Annotated in this window: 18 protein-coding genes; 5 read left to right on the forward strand and 13 right to left on the reverse strand. The window is 43.6% G+C overall.

Going from position 1 to position 18,506, the window contains the following annotated elements:
* The first annotated feature begins 1 nt into the window (after position 1).
* From M1575_01840 to gyrA, 4 genes are read left to right on the forward strand one after another with little or no spacing between them, the layout of a single operon-like run.
* Positions 2-1,960, forward strand: coding sequence for a type IIA DNA topoisomerase subunit B (locus M1575_01840; GenBank protein ID MCL5095444.1), 1,959 nt, complete (start codon positions 2-4; stop codon positions 1,958-1,960).
* Between the two features lie 28 nt (positions 1,961-1,988).
* Positions 1,989-4,016, forward strand: coding sequence for a sodium-translocating pyrophosphatase (locus M1575_01845; protein MCL5095445.1), 2,028 nt, complete (start codon positions 1,989-1,991; stop codon positions 4,014-4,016).
* Between the two features lie 35 nt (positions 4,017-4,051).
* A complete protein-coding gene (locus tag M1575_01850; protein ID MCL5095446.1) occupies positions 4,052-4,204 on the forward strand; it encodes a hypothetical protein in 153 nt (50 codons plus the stop codon).
* Between the two features lie 5 nt (positions 4,205-4,209).
* Positions 4,210-6,693: a DNA gyrase subunit A gene (gene gyrA, locus M1575_01855; GenBank protein MCL5095447.1), complete on the forward strand. Its 2,484-nt coding sequence runs from the start codon at positions 4,210-4,212 to the stop codon at positions 6,691-6,693.
* A gap of 218 nt (positions 6,694-6,911) precedes the next feature.
* Here gyrA and M1575_01860 read toward each other — a convergent pair whose 3' ends face one another.
* The 5 genes from M1575_01860 to M1575_01880 all read right to left on the reverse strand — a co-directional run bounded on the left by M1575_01860 (position 6,912) and on the right by M1575_01880 (position 11,272).
* Complete coding sequence (locus M1575_01860) at positions 6,912-7,166, reverse strand: hypothetical protein (protein MCL5095448.1); 255 nt, start codon at positions 7,164-7,166, stop codon at positions 6,912-6,914.
* 52 nt (positions 7,167-7,218) lie between these two features.
* Positions 7,219-8,148, reverse strand: coding sequence for a tyrosine-type recombinase/integrase (locus M1575_01865; protein ID MCL5095449.1), 930 nt, complete (start codon positions 8,146-8,148; stop codon positions 7,219-7,221).
* A 1,096-nt stretch (positions 8,149-9,244) separates the two neighbouring features.
* Positions 9,245-10,063 carry a hypothetical protein gene (locus tag M1575_01870; protein MCL5095450.1) on the reverse strand — a complete coding sequence of 273 codons (819 nt, stop codon included), beginning with the start codon at positions 10,061-10,063 and terminating at the stop codon, positions 9,245-9,247.
* Positions 10,047-10,520, reverse strand: coding sequence for a crossover junction endodeoxyribonuclease RuvC (ruvC, locus tag M1575_01875; GenBank protein ID MCL5095451.1), 474 nt, complete (start codon positions 10,518-10,520; stop codon positions 10,047-10,049). Before ruvC ends, M1575_01870 begins: the two co-directional genes overlap by 17 nt.
* A complete protein-coding gene (locus M1575_01880) occupies positions 10,517-11,272 on the reverse strand; it encodes a YebC/PmpR family DNA-binding transcriptional regulator (GenBank protein MCL5095452.1) in 756 nt (251 codons plus the stop codon). Before M1575_01880 ends, ruvC begins: the two co-directional genes overlap by 4 nt.
* A gap of 76 nt (positions 11,273-11,348) precedes the next feature.
* Between M1575_01880 and M1575_01885 the strand changes: the two genes are divergently transcribed.
* Positions 11,349-12,113 (forward strand): tetratricopeptide repeat protein, encoded by a 765-nt coding sequence (locus M1575_01885; protein MCL5095453.1) that lies wholly within the window; start codon positions 11,349-11,351, stop codon positions 12,111-12,113.
* On the opposite strand, the gene M1575_01890 is transcribed toward M1575_01885, so the two are convergent.
* Genes M1575_01890 through M1575_01925 form a run of 8 tightly spaced genes read right to left on the reverse strand, consistent with a single transcriptional unit; the run spans position 12,110 to position 18,439 of the window.
* Positions 12,110-13,129: a LytR C-terminal domain-containing protein gene (locus tag M1575_01890; protein MCL5095454.1), complete on the reverse strand. Its 1,020-nt coding sequence runs from the start codon at positions 13,127-13,129 to the stop codon at positions 12,110-12,112. The genes M1575_01885 and M1575_01890 overlap by 4 nt on opposite strands.
* Positions 13,130-13,131: 2 nt before the next feature.
* Complete coding sequence (locus M1575_01895) at positions 13,132-13,278, reverse strand: hypothetical protein (protein MCL5095455.1); 147 nt, start codon at positions 13,276-13,278, stop codon at positions 13,132-13,134.
* Between the two features lie 23 nt (positions 13,279-13,301).
* On the reverse strand, positions 13,302-14,468 hold the full coding sequence (gene tgt / locus M1575_01900; GenBank protein ID MCL5095456.1) for a tRNA guanosine(34) transglycosylase Tgt: 1,167 nt from the start codon (positions 14,466-14,468) through the stop codon (positions 13,302-13,304).
* A gap of 9 nt (positions 14,469-14,477) precedes the next feature.
* Positions 14,478-14,792: an RNHCP domain-containing protein gene (locus tag M1575_01905; protein ID MCL5095457.1), complete on the reverse strand. Its 315-nt coding sequence runs from the start codon at positions 14,790-14,792 to the stop codon at positions 14,478-14,480.
* A 2-nt stretch (positions 14,793-14,794) separates the two neighbouring features.
* Positions 14,795-16,522 (reverse strand): cation:proton antiporter, encoded by a 1,728-nt coding sequence (locus M1575_01910; protein ID MCL5095458.1) that lies wholly within the window; start codon positions 16,520-16,522, stop codon positions 14,795-14,797.
* A gap of 12 nt (positions 16,523-16,534) precedes the next feature.
* A complete protein-coding gene (locus tag M1575_01915) occupies positions 16,535-17,272 on the reverse strand; it encodes an RluA family pseudouridine synthase (protein ID MCL5095459.1) in 738 nt (245 codons plus the stop codon).
* Positions 17,269-17,631: a TraR/DksA C4-type zinc finger protein gene (locus M1575_01920; protein ID MCL5095460.1), complete on the reverse strand. Its 363-nt coding sequence runs from the start codon at positions 17,629-17,631 to the stop codon at positions 17,269-17,271. The genes M1575_01915 and M1575_01920 overlap by 4 nt, the downstream gene beginning before the upstream one ends.
* A complete protein-coding gene (locus tag M1575_01925) occupies positions 17,624-18,439 on the reverse strand; it encodes a prolipoprotein diacylglyceryl transferase (GenBank protein MCL5095461.1) in 816 nt (271 codons plus the stop codon). Before M1575_01925 ends, M1575_01920 begins: the two co-directional genes overlap by 8 nt.
* Between the last annotated feature and the right edge of the window lie 67 nt (positions 18,440-18,506).

Raw genomic sequence — 18,506 nt, forward strand, 5'->3', positions numbered from 1 at the left:
TATGCCTAAATCTCAAGATTATTCCCAGAAAAGCTCTGCTTATTCCCAGAAAAGCTCTGCTTATACCGGTAAACATATTGTCGTTTTAGAGGGCCTTGAGCCGGTTCGCAAAAGACCGGCCATGTATATCGGCTCGACCGACAAAAGAGGCCTCCATCATATCGTCACCGAAATTATTGACAACTCCGTGGATGAAGCTTTGGCTGGCTTTGCCCATCATGTCTGGATTACCCTTCATCAGGATAAAACGGTCACGATTATGGATGACGGCCGGGGGATTCCGGTTGACCTTATGCCTCAATATCAAAAATCCGCCTTGGAAATTGTCATGACCAAGCTTCACGCCGGCGGCAAATTTGACTCCCGAGTTTATAAAGTTTCCGGGGGCTTACACGGCGTCGGTGCTTCGGTGGTCAACGCTCTTTCTGCCTTTATGAAGGTTTATGTCAAAAGAGACGGCAAAGTTTATACCCAAGAGTACAAAGCCGGCATCCCGCAAGGTCCGGTTAAACCAACCACCCAAGAAACCTTACCTTCTGAAACCGGCACGAAAACCGTCTTTTTACCCGATAAGGAAATCTTTAAAGAGGGGATTGATTTGGATCTGGAAATTTTGAAAAAATCGGTCCGGGAAAGAGCTTATCTTATTTCTAAACTTTTTTTCCATCTTTTGGACGAACGAACGGATGAAGAGTTTAATTTTTATTTTGAGGGCGGAATTTCGTCTTTGGTCGAAGAACTTAACCAAAATAAGGAAGTTTTAATCAAACCCATCTATCTTCATAAACAGGTTGATTCCATGGAAGTTGAGGTCGCTATTCAATACAACGACAGCTTTACCGAAACCGTCGAGTCTTTTGTCAATGTCATTAATACGGCCGACGGCGGCACGCATTTAACCGGCTTCCGTATGGCCTTAACCCGAGCCATTAATGATTACGGCAAAAAAATCAGCGCCATCAAAGACGGCGAGGAGGGGATTACCGGCGAAGACACCAGGGAGGGCTTAACCGCAGTCATTTTTGTCAAAATGCCTTCGCAAAACGTCCAGTTTGAAGGACAAACCAAGGGCAAATTAGGCAATGCCGAAGTCCAACCTTTAGTCCAAAACGCGGTCAAGGAAACTTTAGACGTTTATTTCGAGGAAAATCCCGGCGAGGCCAGAAGAATTTTGGAAAAAGTGCTTTTAGCGGCCAGAGCCAGGTTAGCGGCTAAAGCCGCCAAAGACGCCATTATCAGAAAGGGCGCTTTGGAAGGCAGCACTTTGCCTGGCAAACTTGCCGATTGTCAGGAAAAAAATCCCGAGCAATCGGAACTTTTTATTGTTGAGGGTGATTCGGCCGGCGGTTCGGCCAAACAAGGCCGGGACCGCAAATTTCAGGCCATCTTGCCTTTGGGCGGCAAAATTTTAAATACCGAACGAGCCCGGCTGGATAAAATCATCGAATTTGAAGAGCTTAAGGATTTAATTATTGCCTTAGGTATGGGCATCGGCGAAAGTTTGACGCCGGAAAAACTGCGTTATCACCGAATTATCATCATGTCGGACGCGGATGTGGACGGCGAGCATATCGCGACCTTACTTTTAACCTTTTTCTATCGCCATCTTCCCTATATTATCCAAAACGGCCATTTATATTTGGCGCAACCGCCTTTGTACAAAATCCAAATTGGTAAATTAATTTTTTACGCTTATTCCGATGAGGAAAAAGAGCAGATTTTAAAAGATCAAAAAAGCGGCGGCACTTTAACGGTTCAACGTTATAAAGGTTTGGGAGAAATGAACCCCAGCCAACTTTGGGAAACAACCATGGATCCGCAAACTCGCATTTTAAGACAGGTTAATATTGCTGACGCCGGTTCGGCGGATCAGGTTTTTACGATGCTCATGGGTGAAGAAGTTCCGCCCAGAAAACGCTTTATCCAAACGCACGCCAAAACAGCAACTCTAGACATATAATATAATAACAATTGAAAGGAGATTATTTATGGATATTCAAATTCTGGCCTTGACTTTGGCTCCCTTAACCGCCATTGTCGCCTTAGGTTACGGTGCTTTTTTGGTCAAAAGGGTGACTTCGGAAGAAGAAGGAACCCAAAAAATGCGGGAAATCGGTCAGGCGATTCGTGATGGTTCCATGGCCTATCTTTATCGCCAGTTTAGGGTCGTTAGCCTTTTTTTGGGCATTTTAGCTTTGATTTTGGGTTTAACTTTGGGCTGGGGCGTCGCCGGAACTTTTGTTTTGGGAGCGGTTTTTTCCGCCATTACCGGTTATGTGGCCATGTGGATTGCGGTTAAGGCCAACGTCAGAACGGCGCAAGCCGCAACTTTGGGTTTAAATCCGGCTTTAAAAATTGCTTTCGGCGCCGGTACGGTTAACGGGATGCTGATTGTCGGTTTAGGCCTTTTGGGCGTTTCGATTATTTATGTCGCGGCTTATTTTTTAAAGATCGCCCAAGGACCACAGGCGGTGGCTAAACTCGCCACTGATGTTTTAGTCGGTTACGGTTTTGGGGCCGCCCTTTTAGCGCTTTTTATGCGGGTTGGGGGAGGGATTTTTACCAAAGCCGCGGATGTGGGAGCGGATTTGGTCGGTAAAGTCGAAAAGGGCATCCCCGAAGATGATCCCAGAAATCCCGCGGTTATTGCTGACCAGGTTGGTGATAACGTCGGCGACTGCGCCGGCATGGGCGCGGATGTTTTTGAGTCATACGCCATCACCATCGTCGCCGCCATGATTTTAGGCGGCAGCATGTTCGGACTTCCGGGCGTGGTTTTTCCGCTTTTGGCCCGTTCCGGAGCTATTTGGACTTCCATTTTAGGCAGTTTCTTTGTGAAAGCGAAAAACGATCAGGAAAATCCTTTAAATCCCTTAATGCGCGGTTTCATCTTGTCAGCCGTCGCCGCCATCGTCATTTTTATGGCTTTGGCGATTTTTCTTCTGGGTGAACCCAAAGCCGGCCTCGCCTCGGTCGCCGGTATCTTAGCCATGCTGGGTCTTCTCTATATTACCAAGTACTACACCGGTCCCGGCGAAAAACCGGTGGTCGAGATTGCTAACGCCTCAAGCACCGGCGCCGGCACGAATTTAATCGCCGGTTTGGCTTTGGGCATGCAATCAACGATTCCTTCAGTCTTGGTTGTGGTTTTTGCCATTCTGACCGGCTACACCCTGATGGGTTTTTACGGCATTGCCCTGGCCGGAATGGGAATGTTAGCGACCACCGGAATCATCATGTCTTTGGATACTTTTGGCCCCATTTCCGATAACGCCCAGGGAATTGCGGAAATGGCGGGTTTAACGACCGGCAAAGCCGCCAAAGTCACGAATGATTTGGATGCGGTCGGGAATACGACCAAAGCCCTAACCAAGGGTTTTGCCATCGGTTCGGCCGCGGTCGCGGCGGTTTCTCTTTACGCGACTTACTTTGAAATCACCGGCTTGTCAGCCATTAATATTGCCGATCCCAAAACCTTTGTGGGTTTGTTATTGGGAGCAGCGGTTCCTTTCCTTTTTAGCTCCAGACTTATCTCGGCTGTCGGCCGGGCGGCTTTCTTAATGGTTGAAGAAGTCAGACGCCAATGGAAAACTATCAAGGGGATTATGGAGGGAACGGCCAAACCCGATTATGCCAAGTGTGTGGAAATCTCAACCGTTGCCGCCCAAAAAGAATTAGTGGTTCCTGCCATTTTAGTCATCGGTTCGCCCATCGCCATCAGTCTTTTAGGGGCTCAAGCCTTGGGAGGCTTTTTAAGCGGCACCATCGCTTCCGGGCTTTTGCTGGCTTTTTTCATGGCCAATACCGGCGGCGCCTGGGACAACGCTAAAAAATATATTGAAGACGGCCATTTGGGCGGTAAAGGCTCTGACGCTCATAAAGCGGCCGTGGTCGGGGATACGGTCGGGGATCCTTTAAAGGATACGGCCGGACCGGCGATTAACCCCATGATTAAAATCATTAATATCGTGGCGTTATTAATCGCCCCCTTTGTCATGGCGATGATCGGTAAATAAAATCGCCTGCCCAAAAGTGAAAGAGAGGTGAAATTATGAAGGAAGCAGAATACGAAGCAGCGATGGATCAAATTAGAAGGCCGGAGATGACTCCGGAGGAGGTAGCCGAAACCATCAGAAGGGGAATTTTTGAACCTAAAGATTTTACATCGGCGCAATTAAAACCGCCCGTTCCTGAAAAAGAATAAGATTTATGAATATCGGTAAAGTACAAGCAACGGACATAACTACGGAAATGCAAAAGTCCTATTTGGACTATGCCATGTCGGTTATCGTGGCCCGGGCTTTGCCTGATGTCCGCGACGGTTTAAAGCCGGTGCATCGCCGCATTCTTTACGCCATGCACCAGATGAATTTAACCCACAGCGCTCATTTTGCCAAAAGCGCCAAGATTGTCGGAGAAGTCTTGGGCAAATATCATCCTCATGGGGATATGGCGGTTTATGACGCCATGGTCAGATTAGCCCAAAATTTTTCCATGCGTTATCCGCTCGTTGAAGGACAGGGTAATTTCGGCTCGATTGACGGCGATCCGGCGGCCGCCATGAGGTACACGGAAACCAGACTGGCCCAAATCAGCCAGGAAATGCTTGCCGATTTGGAAAAAGAAACCTGTGATTTCTTGCCCAATTTTGACGCGACCCTTAAAGAACCGGTTTTTTTACCGGCTAAACTCCCAAACCTGCTTTTAATGGGTTCCGAAGGGATTGCCGTCGGCATGGCCACGAAGATCCCGCCTCATAATTTAACTGATGTCCTAGACGCCGTCAATTTTATGATTGAAAAAGGCCGGGTTGATAAAGACGATCATTTTGTTTCCGAAGCCACGGTCGAGGATTTGGTCGAAATTATTAAAGGCCCGGATTTTCCGACCGGCGGCACCATTTATGATATCAACGAAATTATCGGAAGCTACGCGACCGGACGGGGCAAAATCTTAATCCGCGGCAAAGCGGAAATTGAAGATATCGGTCAGGGCAAGGCCGCGATCATCGTTTCCGAACTGCCTTATCAGGTTAATAAATCCATGTTTGTTGCCAAAATTGCCGAGCTGGTCAAAGAGAAAAAATTGGAGGGAATTTCCGATTTGCGCGACGAATCCGACCGGCGCGGCATCAGGGTTTACATTGAATTGAAACGCGACGCCAGACCCCAGCAGGTTTTAAATAATTTATATAAACACACCGAACTGCAAACCGTTTTTCCGGTCAATGTCGTCGCTTTGGTCGATGGCACCCCTCAAACCCTAACACTGAAAATGATTTTGGAAGCCTATCTTGAACACCGCCGTGAAGTCGTCCGTAAAAGATCGGAATTTGAATTGAGGGAGGCCCGGGCCAGGGCTCATATTTTGGAAGGCTTAAAAATTGCCGTCGAGAATATTGACGCGGTGATTGAAACCATCAAAAAAGCCAAAGACGCGGAAGCGGCCAAATCGGCTTTGATGACAAAGTTTAAATTAACCGAAATTCAGGCCACGGCGATTTTAGACATGCAGCTTCGACGTTTAGCGGCTTTGGAACGCCAAAAAATTGAAGACGAATATCAGATGATTAAGGAAACCATCGCTTACCTTGAAGATTTGCTTACTCATCCGGAAAAGATCTTAAAAATCATCAAAAATGAATTAACCTATCTTAAGGAAAAATACGGCGACGAAAGAAAAACCCGCGTGGTTAAAAGCAAGGTTGGGGAATTTTCCGACGAACAATTAATTCAAAAAGAAACGACCATTGTCACCATTACCCGCGGCGGTTATGTCAAAAGATTATCCCCTCTCTCTTTTAAGACGCAGGGGCGAGGAGGTAAGGGAGTTATAGGCATGGTAACAAAGGAAGAAGACGAAATTGAACACTTAATTTTCTCAAATACCCACGAAAATATCCTTTTCTTTACGAATAAAGGCAAAGTTTATCAACTTAAAGTCTGGGATCTGCCCGAAGGAACAAGGATCAGTAAGGGTCAGGCGATTGTCAATTTGATCAATACCGAACAGGGAGAATTGGTTTCCTCGGTCTTAACCTACAGCGAAAACGCCAAAGAAAAGAAGCAGAGCTTTTCTCCGAAGAAATTTATTTTCTTAACCACCAAGGGCGGCACGGTTAAAAAAACGGCCATCTCCGAATTTACCAATATCCGCAGAAACGGCCTAACCGCCATCAAGCTTTCTCCGGGCGATACTCTTTCCTGGGCGAAATTAACCGACGGGGCTTCAGAAGTGATTTTAATTACCAGCAAAGGAAAAGCGATTAGATTTAACGAAAAACAGGTCAGACCCATGGGCCGAGACACCATGGGCGTTCGGGGCATTGCCGTTTCTGGAGGAGATTTTGTCATTGGTATGGATGTCATTGACGATCCTAAAGCTAACCTTCTAGTCGTCATGGAAAAAGGCATCGGCAAACGCAGTCCCTTGTCTGATTTCCCCAAACAAGGTCGTGGCGGTATGGGTGTTAAAGCCTCCGAAGTGACACCGCGAACCGGCAAAGTCGTTTTTGCCCAGATTATTCCGGAAAAAACCGAAACTCTCATCTTAAATTCCAGTAAGGGCCAGGTTGTTAAGGTCTTAATTGATCAGGTCCCCAAACTTTCCCGCGCGACTCAAGGGGTCATTTTGATGAGGTTTGCCGACAGCAAAGATTCTTTAGCCACAGCCACTTGTATGGCTAAAGACTAAGAAAAGATTAAAGACAATCTAAAAGATCCTCATCTAGAAACAAAGTGGGTAGGTTATCAATAAGCGATTACAAAAATCAAAAAACAGAAAGCCTTGGAAAAACTTAAAATCCTATCACTTAAATTTGCTAATTATGGTATTAAAGCCGCCGGCGGAAGAATCTAATCATTTTATATGATATATCGATATATCATTTATGAACAGGGATAAAAATGGTATTACCTAGAAGTAAAGGTAACTTCTAAACTCTGTTCTTCTAAAACTTTTTGGTGATGCCCAGAAGAACAAACTGGACCAAACTCATCAGCCACTTCTTCTGGATGCAACCCTTCAAAACAAGAATCATGCAGAATATGGGCAGCTAGATAGGCTGGAAAAGAGCTTTCATTAGTTTTATGTTCGGTACTTCCCAAACGACGTCTGACAATTTCGTTTCCGGATTCCCTAATATCTAATTCAATATGTGGCGGCATGATGGTTAAATTATAGGTTATAATTTTATTTTGTCAAGTGAAATGGCCTTTTTTATTTATTACCCCGATGAAAAGTTTCGTGAACGTCTTTTAAACGGCGGTTGGTCACATGAGTGTAGATCACGGTTGTGTTAATGCTCTCGTGGCCTAAAAGTTCCTGGACGCTTCTTAAATCCGCTCCGGCCATCAAAAGGTCGGTGGCAAAGGAATGACGCAAAGTATGCGGCGTCGCCAAAACCGGCAGCTTGGCTTTGGCGACGTACTTTTCGATTAAACGCTCGACCGATCTTACCGTCAGACGTAAAGTTTCGCCGTCTTTACCCGGGTCAGCCTTCTTGCCGCCGTAACGAATAAATAAGGGTTTGTAGGCATCCTGGCGGGCTCCCAGGTATTTCCTCAACCATTCCGTGGCTCTTTTAGACAAGTAAACAACCCTGACTTTGCGGCCCTTTCCGACAACCCCAAATTCGCGGCGCTCCAGATTAATTTGGTCCTTATTTAAAGAGACCAATTCGGAAACCCGAAGACCGGTCGAAAACAAAACCTCCATAATGGCTTTATCGCGGAAACCCTGGGGCTTGGAAAGATCCGGTTGACTTAAAAGTCTTTCGATTTGATCGGGGTCCAAAAACTTAATCATTCTTTCCTGGCTGCGTTTAGGCAATTCAATTCTTTTAGGCGCCAAACTTTTGATTTCCTGTCTTTCCAAATAACCCAAAAAGGCCCGTAAAATAATAATATGGTAAGTCTGCGTTAACTTTTTTAAGGGCAAATTACGCTCGGTTAATCTGGCCAAATAAACCCGGTATTTTTGCACCATCTCCAGGGTTAAATTTTCCGGCTTTGTACCGGGAAAATTAGCCTCAAGCCAGCCGTCAAATCTGTCCAGATAAAGTTTATAATTGCGCACCGTCAGGGGTGAACAGTCTTTTTCGATTTCCAAATATTCCAGGTACCTATTAATAGCCTCGGAAAAATTCATAAATTATTTTTAACAAAGAAAGTTTTTATTTTTTTGGGTTTTAATAGGGGAGGGCTAAAAACGAGGCCAGGGGCCCTTTTTGGGAAAACAGGGTAATGGGGGTTAAAAAATGAAAACATAATTCTATTTTAATTTTTTTTCTTAAATTTTTCTATCTTTTAATTTTTTCTTTTTTTGACCACTTCTCCGGATCTGTGCCTGGTTAACGTCGTAAAAGTGTAGTTATACGACATATTAGATTATTTCCTCCCCGTTGTCAAGTCCCTCTTTTTTATAAGAACCGGGGTTAGCCGGATCTTTAATCTGGTTAACTCTTGGAGGAGAAAAGAAGGACTTCTCCGAAAGTCTTTGAAGATTGAAAAAGATGATAAGATTTTAGAAAGAGATCATTGAATCAAAGGACCAAGGAAGTCTTCGGTCAAAAGAAGAGCCCTCTTTATCCCTTACAGTGACACGCAAGTTTAGCAGATTATAACGCGCTAAACTGTTTATTTTAAGGCTACGTCTCTGTCTCGGCTCTTTCGGCTTTTTTTCGGTCGTCCGTATTTTAACGATATTTAGCGCATATTAACGCCCTAAACTTGTAATTTTGAGGCTGTTATTCTCATGAGTCTTCTTAAGGATAAAGACGATTTAGGCGATCATAAAGCTCTAAACTCTTATTTTTAAAGCTCATAATTCTTCCCAGTCCCCAGCACCCAAGAGAAGCAATTGCTGATCTAACCGGATCAATCATGTACGTAACTAGTTTAGCCCATTGTAACGGTCTAAATCATTAATTTTAAGGCTAAGTTTTGAAAGAATTTTGATCATCATTTAGTTTTAGAGCATAATAACGCGCTAAAGTCAATTTTAATGCGTAAATTAAGTGTTCAGCTTTGGAGAAGAAGAGTTTGCGGCAACGAGCGAGTCGGGGCGTGAAAAGAATACCCGAATTTCGTGAAATAAAGTTTAATCATGAGAAGTTATCCACAACAAGAAATCAGTTTTTAGTTATTTTACTATAGGCTTATTAAAAGACCTAAATATATCAAACTATATCAGGAGCTTCACGCCCTTAAACCTCCCCCACTCCCCAACCAAACTCTTTAATTTTTTAACCCCAGCTTGTCGTTATCAAAACTAAAACAAAAACGACGCCGGCGACGGAAACAAATTCCGTAATGGTTTGGCGAAATAATCTTTCAACCAGGTTCTGTTGGATAAGACCAACAATGGTATAGTAAATCGTGGTCAGAAATAAAGCTTCGATCACGCCCTGTATTGGCCAAAAAGAAAAAACAAAAGCGAATTCGGCAAAAGATAAGGAAGTAAGAAAAGTAAAAATAAGAATTTCCCCGTCAATTCGGGGATCAAGTCTCATGGACCAAAGAGATTGCAAACTTAAAGGCAGCGAAATTAAAAAAACCAAAAGGACATTCCAATAAGCCGGTAAGTGTAAAGAAAAAACAACGCTAAAAAACAAAAAGAGAGTAAAAAGAGTGATTAAAAGTCCAACCGAATGAGCGGCTCTTAAAAGCTGAATGGTCCGTTCCGCCGCGACATTATAGATATTCTCAACGAGTAAAATGGCGTACATCCCGACGGCAAAAAGAAAAGCCGTCGGCAGTCTCGTCAGCCAACGCACCGGCAGTAAAAAATAAAAAAGATTAATCGCCGCGGTATACATCGCCGGCAAGATAAACAACGTTAACCACTCTACCCCGGCTAAATCCTCGCGCAAACTCCAGGCCGACAGAAGATAGGTTAAAACAACCAAAACGATAATCAGTTGGTAGCGAAAACTGGATGCAGCTAACTGAACCGCCAAAAGACCCAGCGTCAAAAGACCAACCACCACCCCAAACTTCTCTCTTTTCGTGAAGCTTAACCTTTTCCGAAAAAATCTCAAGATTTTTTTAAACCTTTTTTTCATGGATTAAATAACAAATCGCCAAAGCCAAAGCGTCAGCGGCATCGTCAGGTTTTGGCAAACGGTATAACCCCAAGGTCTTTCTCACCACTTGCTGAATCATTTTTTTGGAAGCATGACCGTCTCCCGAAAGTTTTCTTTTAACCCAAAGACCCTGATATTCAAAAATGGGCAGCTTGGCTTCGGAAGCCGTCATTAAGATGACTCCCCTCGCCTGACCCACCATCATGGCGGTTTTCGCGTTTCTGCCAAAAAACAATTGTTCAATGACGACCGTCATCGGCTTATAGGTCACAATAACTTTTTTTAATTGTTGGCGTATGAGAAGGAGTCTCTCCCCCATAGGCATGCCTACCGGCGTTTTGATGACGCCGTGAGCCAGATATTCTATTTTTTTTTGGCCTTTAATCAAACCATAACCCGTCGTCGCGGTGCCCGGGTCAATGCCTAAAATAATCATGAAGACAAACCTTTCAGAATCGCGTCGGGAATATCGAAGTTGGCAAAGACTTTTTGCACGCTTTCGTTTTCTTCTAATTTCTCCATCAGGGAAAGGATTTTCGCGGCTTCTTGAGGGGAATTAATAAGGACGGTGGAAAGCGGCTTAAAATTTAATTCTGCCTCTTCGACTTTAATTTGCGCGGTCAGGAGTTTTTCCATAACCCGATGAAGTTCTTCGGGCTTCGTGTAAACAAGGATTTCCCCCCCTGCCTCCTCTAAATCTTGAGCCCCGGCCTCAACGACCAAATCCATAATTTCGTCCGTTGTTTTGCCGTTTTTAAGAACGGAAATCAGACCCACGCTTTGAAAAAGATAAGCCGTGGCTCCGGGACCGGCTAAATCCCCTCCGGCAGTCTCAAAAATACTTTTAATCTCCTGGGCGGTTCTTTGGCGGTTATCGGTCGCGGCCTCAACCAAGATCGCCACTCCTCCCGGACCAAAGCCTTCATAATTAATCTCTTCAATTTTTCCCGCTTCTAAACCCTTAGCCCTTTCGATGGCCCTTTGAATATTTTCCTTGGGCATATTGGCTTGGCGGGCTTTTTCAATGGCCAACCGGAGTTTGAAATTGGCGGCCGGATCAGCAATCCCTCCGCCGGCCTTAACGGCAATCGTGATCGCGTTGCCCATCTTGGTAAAAGCCTGACCGCGTCTTTGATCAGCCACGCCTTTTTGTCTTTTAATCTGGCTCCATTTGGAATGTCCTGACATAAAGCTTATTATACCATATAAATTTTCCCCCTTGACAATCTTTTCCAAACTTTATATTCTTAGGCACTAGTTTTCTATGCCTTCTAATTTAATTACTCAAGCCATTAATGCTGCCCTAAATTATGATTGGCATGAAGCTATCAAAATTAACCTGGCCATCCTCGATGAGAACGAAGAAAGCATCGAAGCTTTAAATCGCCTCGCCCACGCTTACAAAGAATCAGGCAATATTAAGTTGGCGCAAAAAATTTACCGCCGGGTTTTGAGTCTTGACCGTTTTAATCCTATTGCCAATAAAAACCTGAAGCTTTTGGAATCACTGCCCAAATCTTTTAAGAAGGAAAAAGAAAATAATCACGGTTTACCCTGTCAGGCGCAATTTTTGGAGGAATCCGGCAAAACCAAGATTGTCAGCTTGGTTAATTTAGCGCCATGCTCCGTTATTTTGGGTATTTCCTGCGGCATGCCGGTCGGACTGGAAATTAAAAGAAGATCGGTTGTCATCACGAGCGGAAACGGGACTTATTTAGCCGCTTTGCCCGATGATCTTTCCGCCAAATTAATCAAATTTCTTAAGGCCGGCAATAAATACGAAGCCTTTGTCAAAACCGTCGGCAAAAATAATTTATCAATTTTTATCAGAGAAATTTGCCGGGGTCAGCGTTTTAAAAATCAACCGACCTTTTCGCTGGCATTAGGAAAAACAACTTTATCAAAAAGAACAGAAGATGAATTGGGAACCGAAGAAGAGACGGAAAACGAAACCGAGACCGAATCAGAAATTGTCCCCAAGACGACGCGGCTGGCAGAACCTGTTAATGAAGAAGAGGCTCTTTACTAGTCGCGTTCAAAAAGTTTTTGCCAATAATCCTGGCCAATTGCTACCTGCAAATCAGCTCGAGCTTCATTCTGATCGGCAATTTTGACACAATTATAAATTTTAAAAAGAAGTTGCCCCGTATAACTTTCCAGAGCCTGGCTTTTTCCTTTAATTTGACAACGGCTAATTTTTTCCTGACTGTTGGTCACGCTGACGACGTCGCCGCCAAGATTCGTGATTAGTCTGGCCAAACGATTGGCCAAGCCTGCTTTTTCCGTACCGTTTAAAATTTCCACGGTTAAATGCTCCTGAACGATTTTCTGCTCCTTAAATAAACCTACTAAAAGACTATCAACCAATTTTTGGTCAGCAGTAAGAACTTTCGTCCCGTCAGCCAGGGTTAGGGTGTTTAAGGCCGGACCGTTTTCCAGATCAACAAATTTAACCTTGTCAAAACGGGTAAATTTCGCGGAAAACCAAAGTCTCGTCAGATCGACAAAATTAAGATTAGTTTCCAAATTTTGGAAAGAAAGGATGAGTTCTTGGGGTTTAAGCAAGTATCGCAGGGAAATCAGCTCATTTTTTTGCTGAAGAAAGTTTTCCCGGTTGAAGGAAACCGACCATGAGCCATTTTTGGGTCCTACCCAGCCATCAACAGGAACCCCTAAAAACTCCCCAACGGTTTCCGCCAAAAGTTTGCCCCTTAATCCTTCCATCGCTCCCAATTCCCAAACCGCCCCTAAACGGTACGAACCAAAACCGCGGTTGACCTCAAGATAAGTTTTTTCCGGTATTGAGATAACGGTCAGATCAGAACCCGGTTCAAAAGAAAGGAGAAGAAGCGGTTTGGTCGCCAGAATAATGGTTGACCGCGAATCTTTGTTAAAAGGACTCTCTTTCGTTAACTTTAAAAACGAAAAAGCCAAAAAAAGGATAAAGCCCAAAAGAATAAGGCAGAAGACTAATTTTATCAAAACAGAAACTTTACGGCGACGTTTATTTCTTTGTTCCTGCCGCCATCGGGGCAGACGCTTCATCTTTATTCTTCTCTCTTTTTTTTGCTGATAATCTCAACCTTGGGCAAGACAAAAGGTTTTTGATAAGAAAGTTGCTGGGCTTTTTTCTCCAGCTTGTCTTTTTTGGGCTTTTTTTTATCGCCCGTGTAAAATCCGCCAAAGTTACCCATTTTTCACCTCCGTCTTATCTTTATTATATCAACCACTTCTTTCTTAATTCAAGCAGTTGGTTTTGTTCAATGGCTTCTCTGATTTCCTCGACTAAGTGATTAAGAAAATAAAGATTATGAATGGTCAAAAGACGATAGCCCAAAAGTTCGCGAACCCGAAACAAATGATTGAGGTAAGCTCGTGAGAAGTTTTGGCAAGTAAAACAACCGCAATCTTTTTCAAGCGGATTTACGTCGTTGGCATATCTCGCTTTGGTGATATCAATTTTAAATTTTGCCTTTTTAATTTTCATGAGGGCCTGCCCCATTCGCCCCAATCTGGTCGGCATGACACAGTCAAAAGTATCAATCCCCCGCTCGCAAATCGCAAAAATATCATCAACCTCGCCTACTCCCAAAAGATGACGAGGTTTTTCTTCCGGAAAATAAGGCATTATCCAGTCAAGAGCTTTTTGCATTTCCTTTTTTGTTTCGCCTACCGCCATCCCGCCGACCGCGATCCCCCAAAAAGGCAAAGAACCGATATCTTTTGCGGACTCAATCCGTAAATCCTGATAAACCGATCCCTGGACAATCCCGTAAAGAGCTTGCTGACTCCCCCTAGTTTGCTTTTGAGCCTCTAAACAACGCCTGGCCCAACGGTGAGTTTTGGACATGGCCAGATGGGCTTTTTCATAAGTGATGGGGTAAGGCGCGCATTGATCAAAGGCCAAGATGAGATCTGCCCCTAACTGTTGTTGGATTTTAATGGATTTCTCCGGAGTAAAACGATGGATTGTCCCATCCCAATGCGATTTGAAAGTCACACCTTCGTTGTCGATTTTAACTACAGTAGGAGTGGCGACGGAAAAATTCGTTGCCGCCGACCAATTACTACGCGCCAAAGAAAAAACCTGAAAACCGCCGCTATCCGTCATTAAGGGCCCATTCCAATTCATAAACTGATGCAAACCGCCCATTTTTTGGATAACTTCAGCTCCCGGCCGAAGATAGGTATGATAGGTATTCACGAAAAAAACCTGAGTCCCGATCTTTTCAAGTTCCGGCGGGGTTAAACTTTTAACGGTCGCCTGGGTTCCCACGGCCACAAAAGCGGGGGTTTTAATTTTTCCATGAGGCGTGGTGATTTCACCTGTTCTGGCTTGCGTTTTATGATCTTTTTTTAAAACTTTAAAAGAAAAATTTTCCATGATGGAGTTTTATTTTCTCACCGGAACCGTGGATAATTTTGTCACCAGGGCGAAGTCATCATCGCCGGCAATACGGTTGTAGCGCTCAAATCCACACTTCGTGCAACGGTGGACCAAGACGTACTCTCCTGTTCTTCTGGTAAAGACACCGGTGGGCTCCATTAATCCCTGACAATCTGATTTTCGGTCCCCCGGCTCATCTTCATCAACGTGCTTGCTCCAAAGACAATAAGGGCAATGATTTCGGGAAGAACCGCCGTATTGAAGAGGCTTAACTTTTTTTTGGCAGTTCTCACAAATAAAAGGATCATTACGAGCGATCATAATTACCCCATCCCGTGTTCAATTTTTAAGCGTTTAATTTTGCCATCAATGTCATTTCCGGCCACGCCGAAGTCACTCAAAAGTTTGGTCACAATTGACAAAGCGGCTTCAAATTCGGGCTGAATAATGGTTTCAACTTTCAAAGCTCTAAGCTTCGGCTGGTCCTCTTCATGATGAGTCCTGCAGATAATTTTGATCCCCGGCCGCAACGTTTGGGCGTTGGCAATAATCATTTCCTGGCTCTGCCGATCAGGAATGGCGATAATGACGGTTTTAGCCTTATCAACTTGGGCGTAATCCAAAACATCGATTTCCGCCGGATCACCATAAATGATCTTTAAGCCCTTATCTCTAAGCTCTTTGACCACCTGATAATTATAGTCAACGACGACAAAGGGAATTTTTTCCATCTCCAGAGCCCGACCGATATATCTGCCGACACGGCCATAACCGCAGATAACGACATGGTCGGCAAAAGGCAATTCCTCCTTAAGCGGTTTTTTGTCGTAAGTATTAAAAAACGAGGCCAAAGCCGGGAAGCGGGAACTTTGATTTTTAATTTTTTTGTAAAAAGAAGGGGCAAGATTAAAAATCCAGGGAGTAAGAATAATCGTCAGAAGCGTTACGGAAATAATTAAAAAATTAAGTTCTTGAGAAATAATCTGGGTCGCCAACCCCATCTGCGCCAAAACCGCGGCAAACTCCCCTACCTGGGTCAGAGCGATACCGGTCATAAAGGCGGTTTTTGTGTGGTAGCCTAAATACAAAACAATAGCCGAAACCAGAAGAAATTTAAAAGCGATAACCAGTAAACTAATTGTTAAAATCATCACCCAGTTTTCTAATAAAAATTGCGGGTAAACCAAAAAACCCAAAGTTACAAAGAAAATCACGGCAAAAATATCCCGTAAGGGTCTGATTTCGCCAAAGATAGAAGCGGAAATCCCCATGTCAGAAACCAAAAATCCGGCCAAAAAAGCGCCCAAAGCAAAGGACAAACCCAAACTGGCCGTACCAAAAGCCAAAATCAGGCAGAGAGCCACAACCGACAACAAAAGAAGTTCTCTGGATTGGGTTTTCAGGATTTTTTCCGTGATCAGGGGAACCAATTTTTTGCCGATAAGAACCACGAAAAAAAGAAGGATTGTGGCCCTTAAAAGGGCTTGGCCGAAAATCAGCAAGGAAACCATCAGGCTTTCCCCGTTTTTTAAATTGTTGGCCAAGGCCGGTAGGATAATCACCATGGGCAAAACGGCTAAATCCTGAATTAAAAGCCAGCCGACGGTTAATTCCGATGACAATTTATCAATTTCGCCCCGATCCGACAAAATCTTAACCACAACCGCCGTTGAAGACAAAGAAAAACAGCAGGCTAAGAAAAATGAGGCATAAAAATCAAAGCCAAACCGGGGAAAAAGGAAAAGACCAAAAAGAATGGTGCCTAAGATTTGCGAAATCGCGGCAAAAAGAAGTTCCTTGCCGATTCTTTTAAACTTATTCCACGAAAACTCCAAACCCAAGGTAAACATTAAAAAAGCCACCCCTATTTGAGAAAAACTGGCTAAATTACGATCGGGAGCGATAAATTGTGAAGAAAGACCCCCGATAATCAAACCGCCCAAAATATAACCGGTTAAAAGCGGCTGGCGCAACTTTTTTGCTAAAAAGCCACCCAAAAAAGCCGTGCCCAAAACCAAAATTAAATCACGCGTAAAAGAAAAATTTTCCATGCTCTAAATTGATTATATCAAAGATGAAAGAATTTGCTGCAAATCTTCCGGTAATTTTGCTTCCATTTTGCATAATTTTCCGGTTGCCGGATGAAGAAATTCAATCGAAGCGGCGTGTAAAAAAACTCTGGGACAAAATTTCCGGTCGTCTCTTCCTCTTTTTCGGCCCGCGTAAAACTCGTCACCGACAATGGGAAAACCGAGATATTTTAAATGAACCCGAATTTGATGCGTCCGCCCAGTCAAAGGCCAAACTTCAAGAAACGTTAAAGGCTCCCTGTCTCCGTTTGTAACTTTATACTTTATACTTAATACTTTATACCTGGTTTCCGCTTCCCTGCCGCCGGGAAAAACACCGAAACGTTCTCTCTGCCAAGGAAGCCGACCGATAGGCGCCTTGATTTCACCTTCCTCGGGCGCAACTTGGCCGTGAACCAACGTAAGATAGGTCTTTTTAACTTTTCTTTCCTTAAATTGCGCTTGGAGGTTTAAAAAAGCTTCTTCGGTTTTGGCAATCAAAAGTAGGCCGCTTGTCTCTTTATCAGTTCGATGAACAATTCCCGCTCTTTTAACAAAGTCACTGTCCCCGATTGTAGATTTTAAATTGTGAATTTTAAATTTTTTCTCAACCCAATCCTGCACTGTTTCCAGATCTTTTGTCGTGTCGGCCTTATTAACGATCATACCGGAGGGTTTATCTATTACTAGAATTTCTTCGTCTTCGTAAAGAATTTTCGGGGAAAGGTTCACTTTTGTTTCTTTTTTTCGCACTCAAGGCAAAGTTCCGCCGTGGGCATAACCGCCAATCTATCTGTGTCAATCATTTTCCCGCATTTTTCGCAAATGCCGTATTTACCGATTTTAATTTTCGTTAGGGCTTTTCTGATCCTGACCAAGTTTCGGGAAAGTTCGAATTTAATCGCCTCAATCCGCTGATGACCGATCTGTTCCTTAACCTCGGTATCAATAGAGGCATTATCAATTAAGCGGTCGGTATCCGAAAACGGATCTTCTTTTGCCAAATTCGCCATTTTCTTTTCCGTATCTTCTTTTTGTCTTTTAAGATGTTCCTCAATCGGTTTTAAGATGTTAATCGGAAATTTAAACATAATTGCCTTTCTTAAATTTTAGATTTTTAATTTTTGTTAAAACGACCAAGAAATCCGTTTTGAGATTTCTGCCTAAACGGCGAAACAAAAAAACAGTTGCGCTTAAAATAAAAAAGAGGCAAACTATTTGTGTTGTTCGCCAACCCAAGAAGTATACACTATCACCCCTGAGGATTTCAAGAAAAAATCTGGTGATTCCAAAAATAAGAAAATAGAAAAGAAAATTAAGACCCGTCGGCAACTGTCTCTCTCGCCATTTTTTTTCTAATTTTACTAACAAAACAAAAGTAAGGATGGCCGCGATTAGCTCGTAAATTTGCGTCGGATGGCGTTTACCGAGAAGTCCGATCATGGGAACACCCAAAGGCAGATTAGTTATTTCTCCATAAGCCGATCCTCCCAAGAAAGCACCAATTCTCCCAATGGCCTCGCCCAAACTTAAGCCCAAGACTAAAAAATCGCCCAGTTGCCAAAAAGACCAATTCTGACGCCTGGCAAAAATTAAAGCCCCGATTAAACCGCCGAAAATGGCACCGATAAAGGAAAGCCCCGGAAAATGAAAAAACAAAAACCATTTAAAGGGGGCTAAACCGAAATCAGAAAAATGAAGAATCAAATAATAAATTCTGGCACCCATAAGACCAAAGAAAAGCTCGGCCAAAAGAAAATCAACTATTCTTTGCTCGTCTAGCTTGGCCTTTCTGCCTTCACGCCAAACCACAAAACTCCCCATGATGATTCCCAAGGCCAGAAAAAGTCCGAAAGAATAAATTCTGACTGGACCGATCGTTAAAAGAATCGGGTACATAATTATTTATTATAGCAAAGATAAGACAAGCTTTTACTTTGTAAAAAATGAGTGAAATTATTGATAT

The organism is Patescibacteria group bacterium, from assembly GCA_023473585.1.
GTDB lineage: Bacteria > Patescibacteriota > Microgenomatia > JAMCYU01 > JAMCYU01 > JAMCYU01.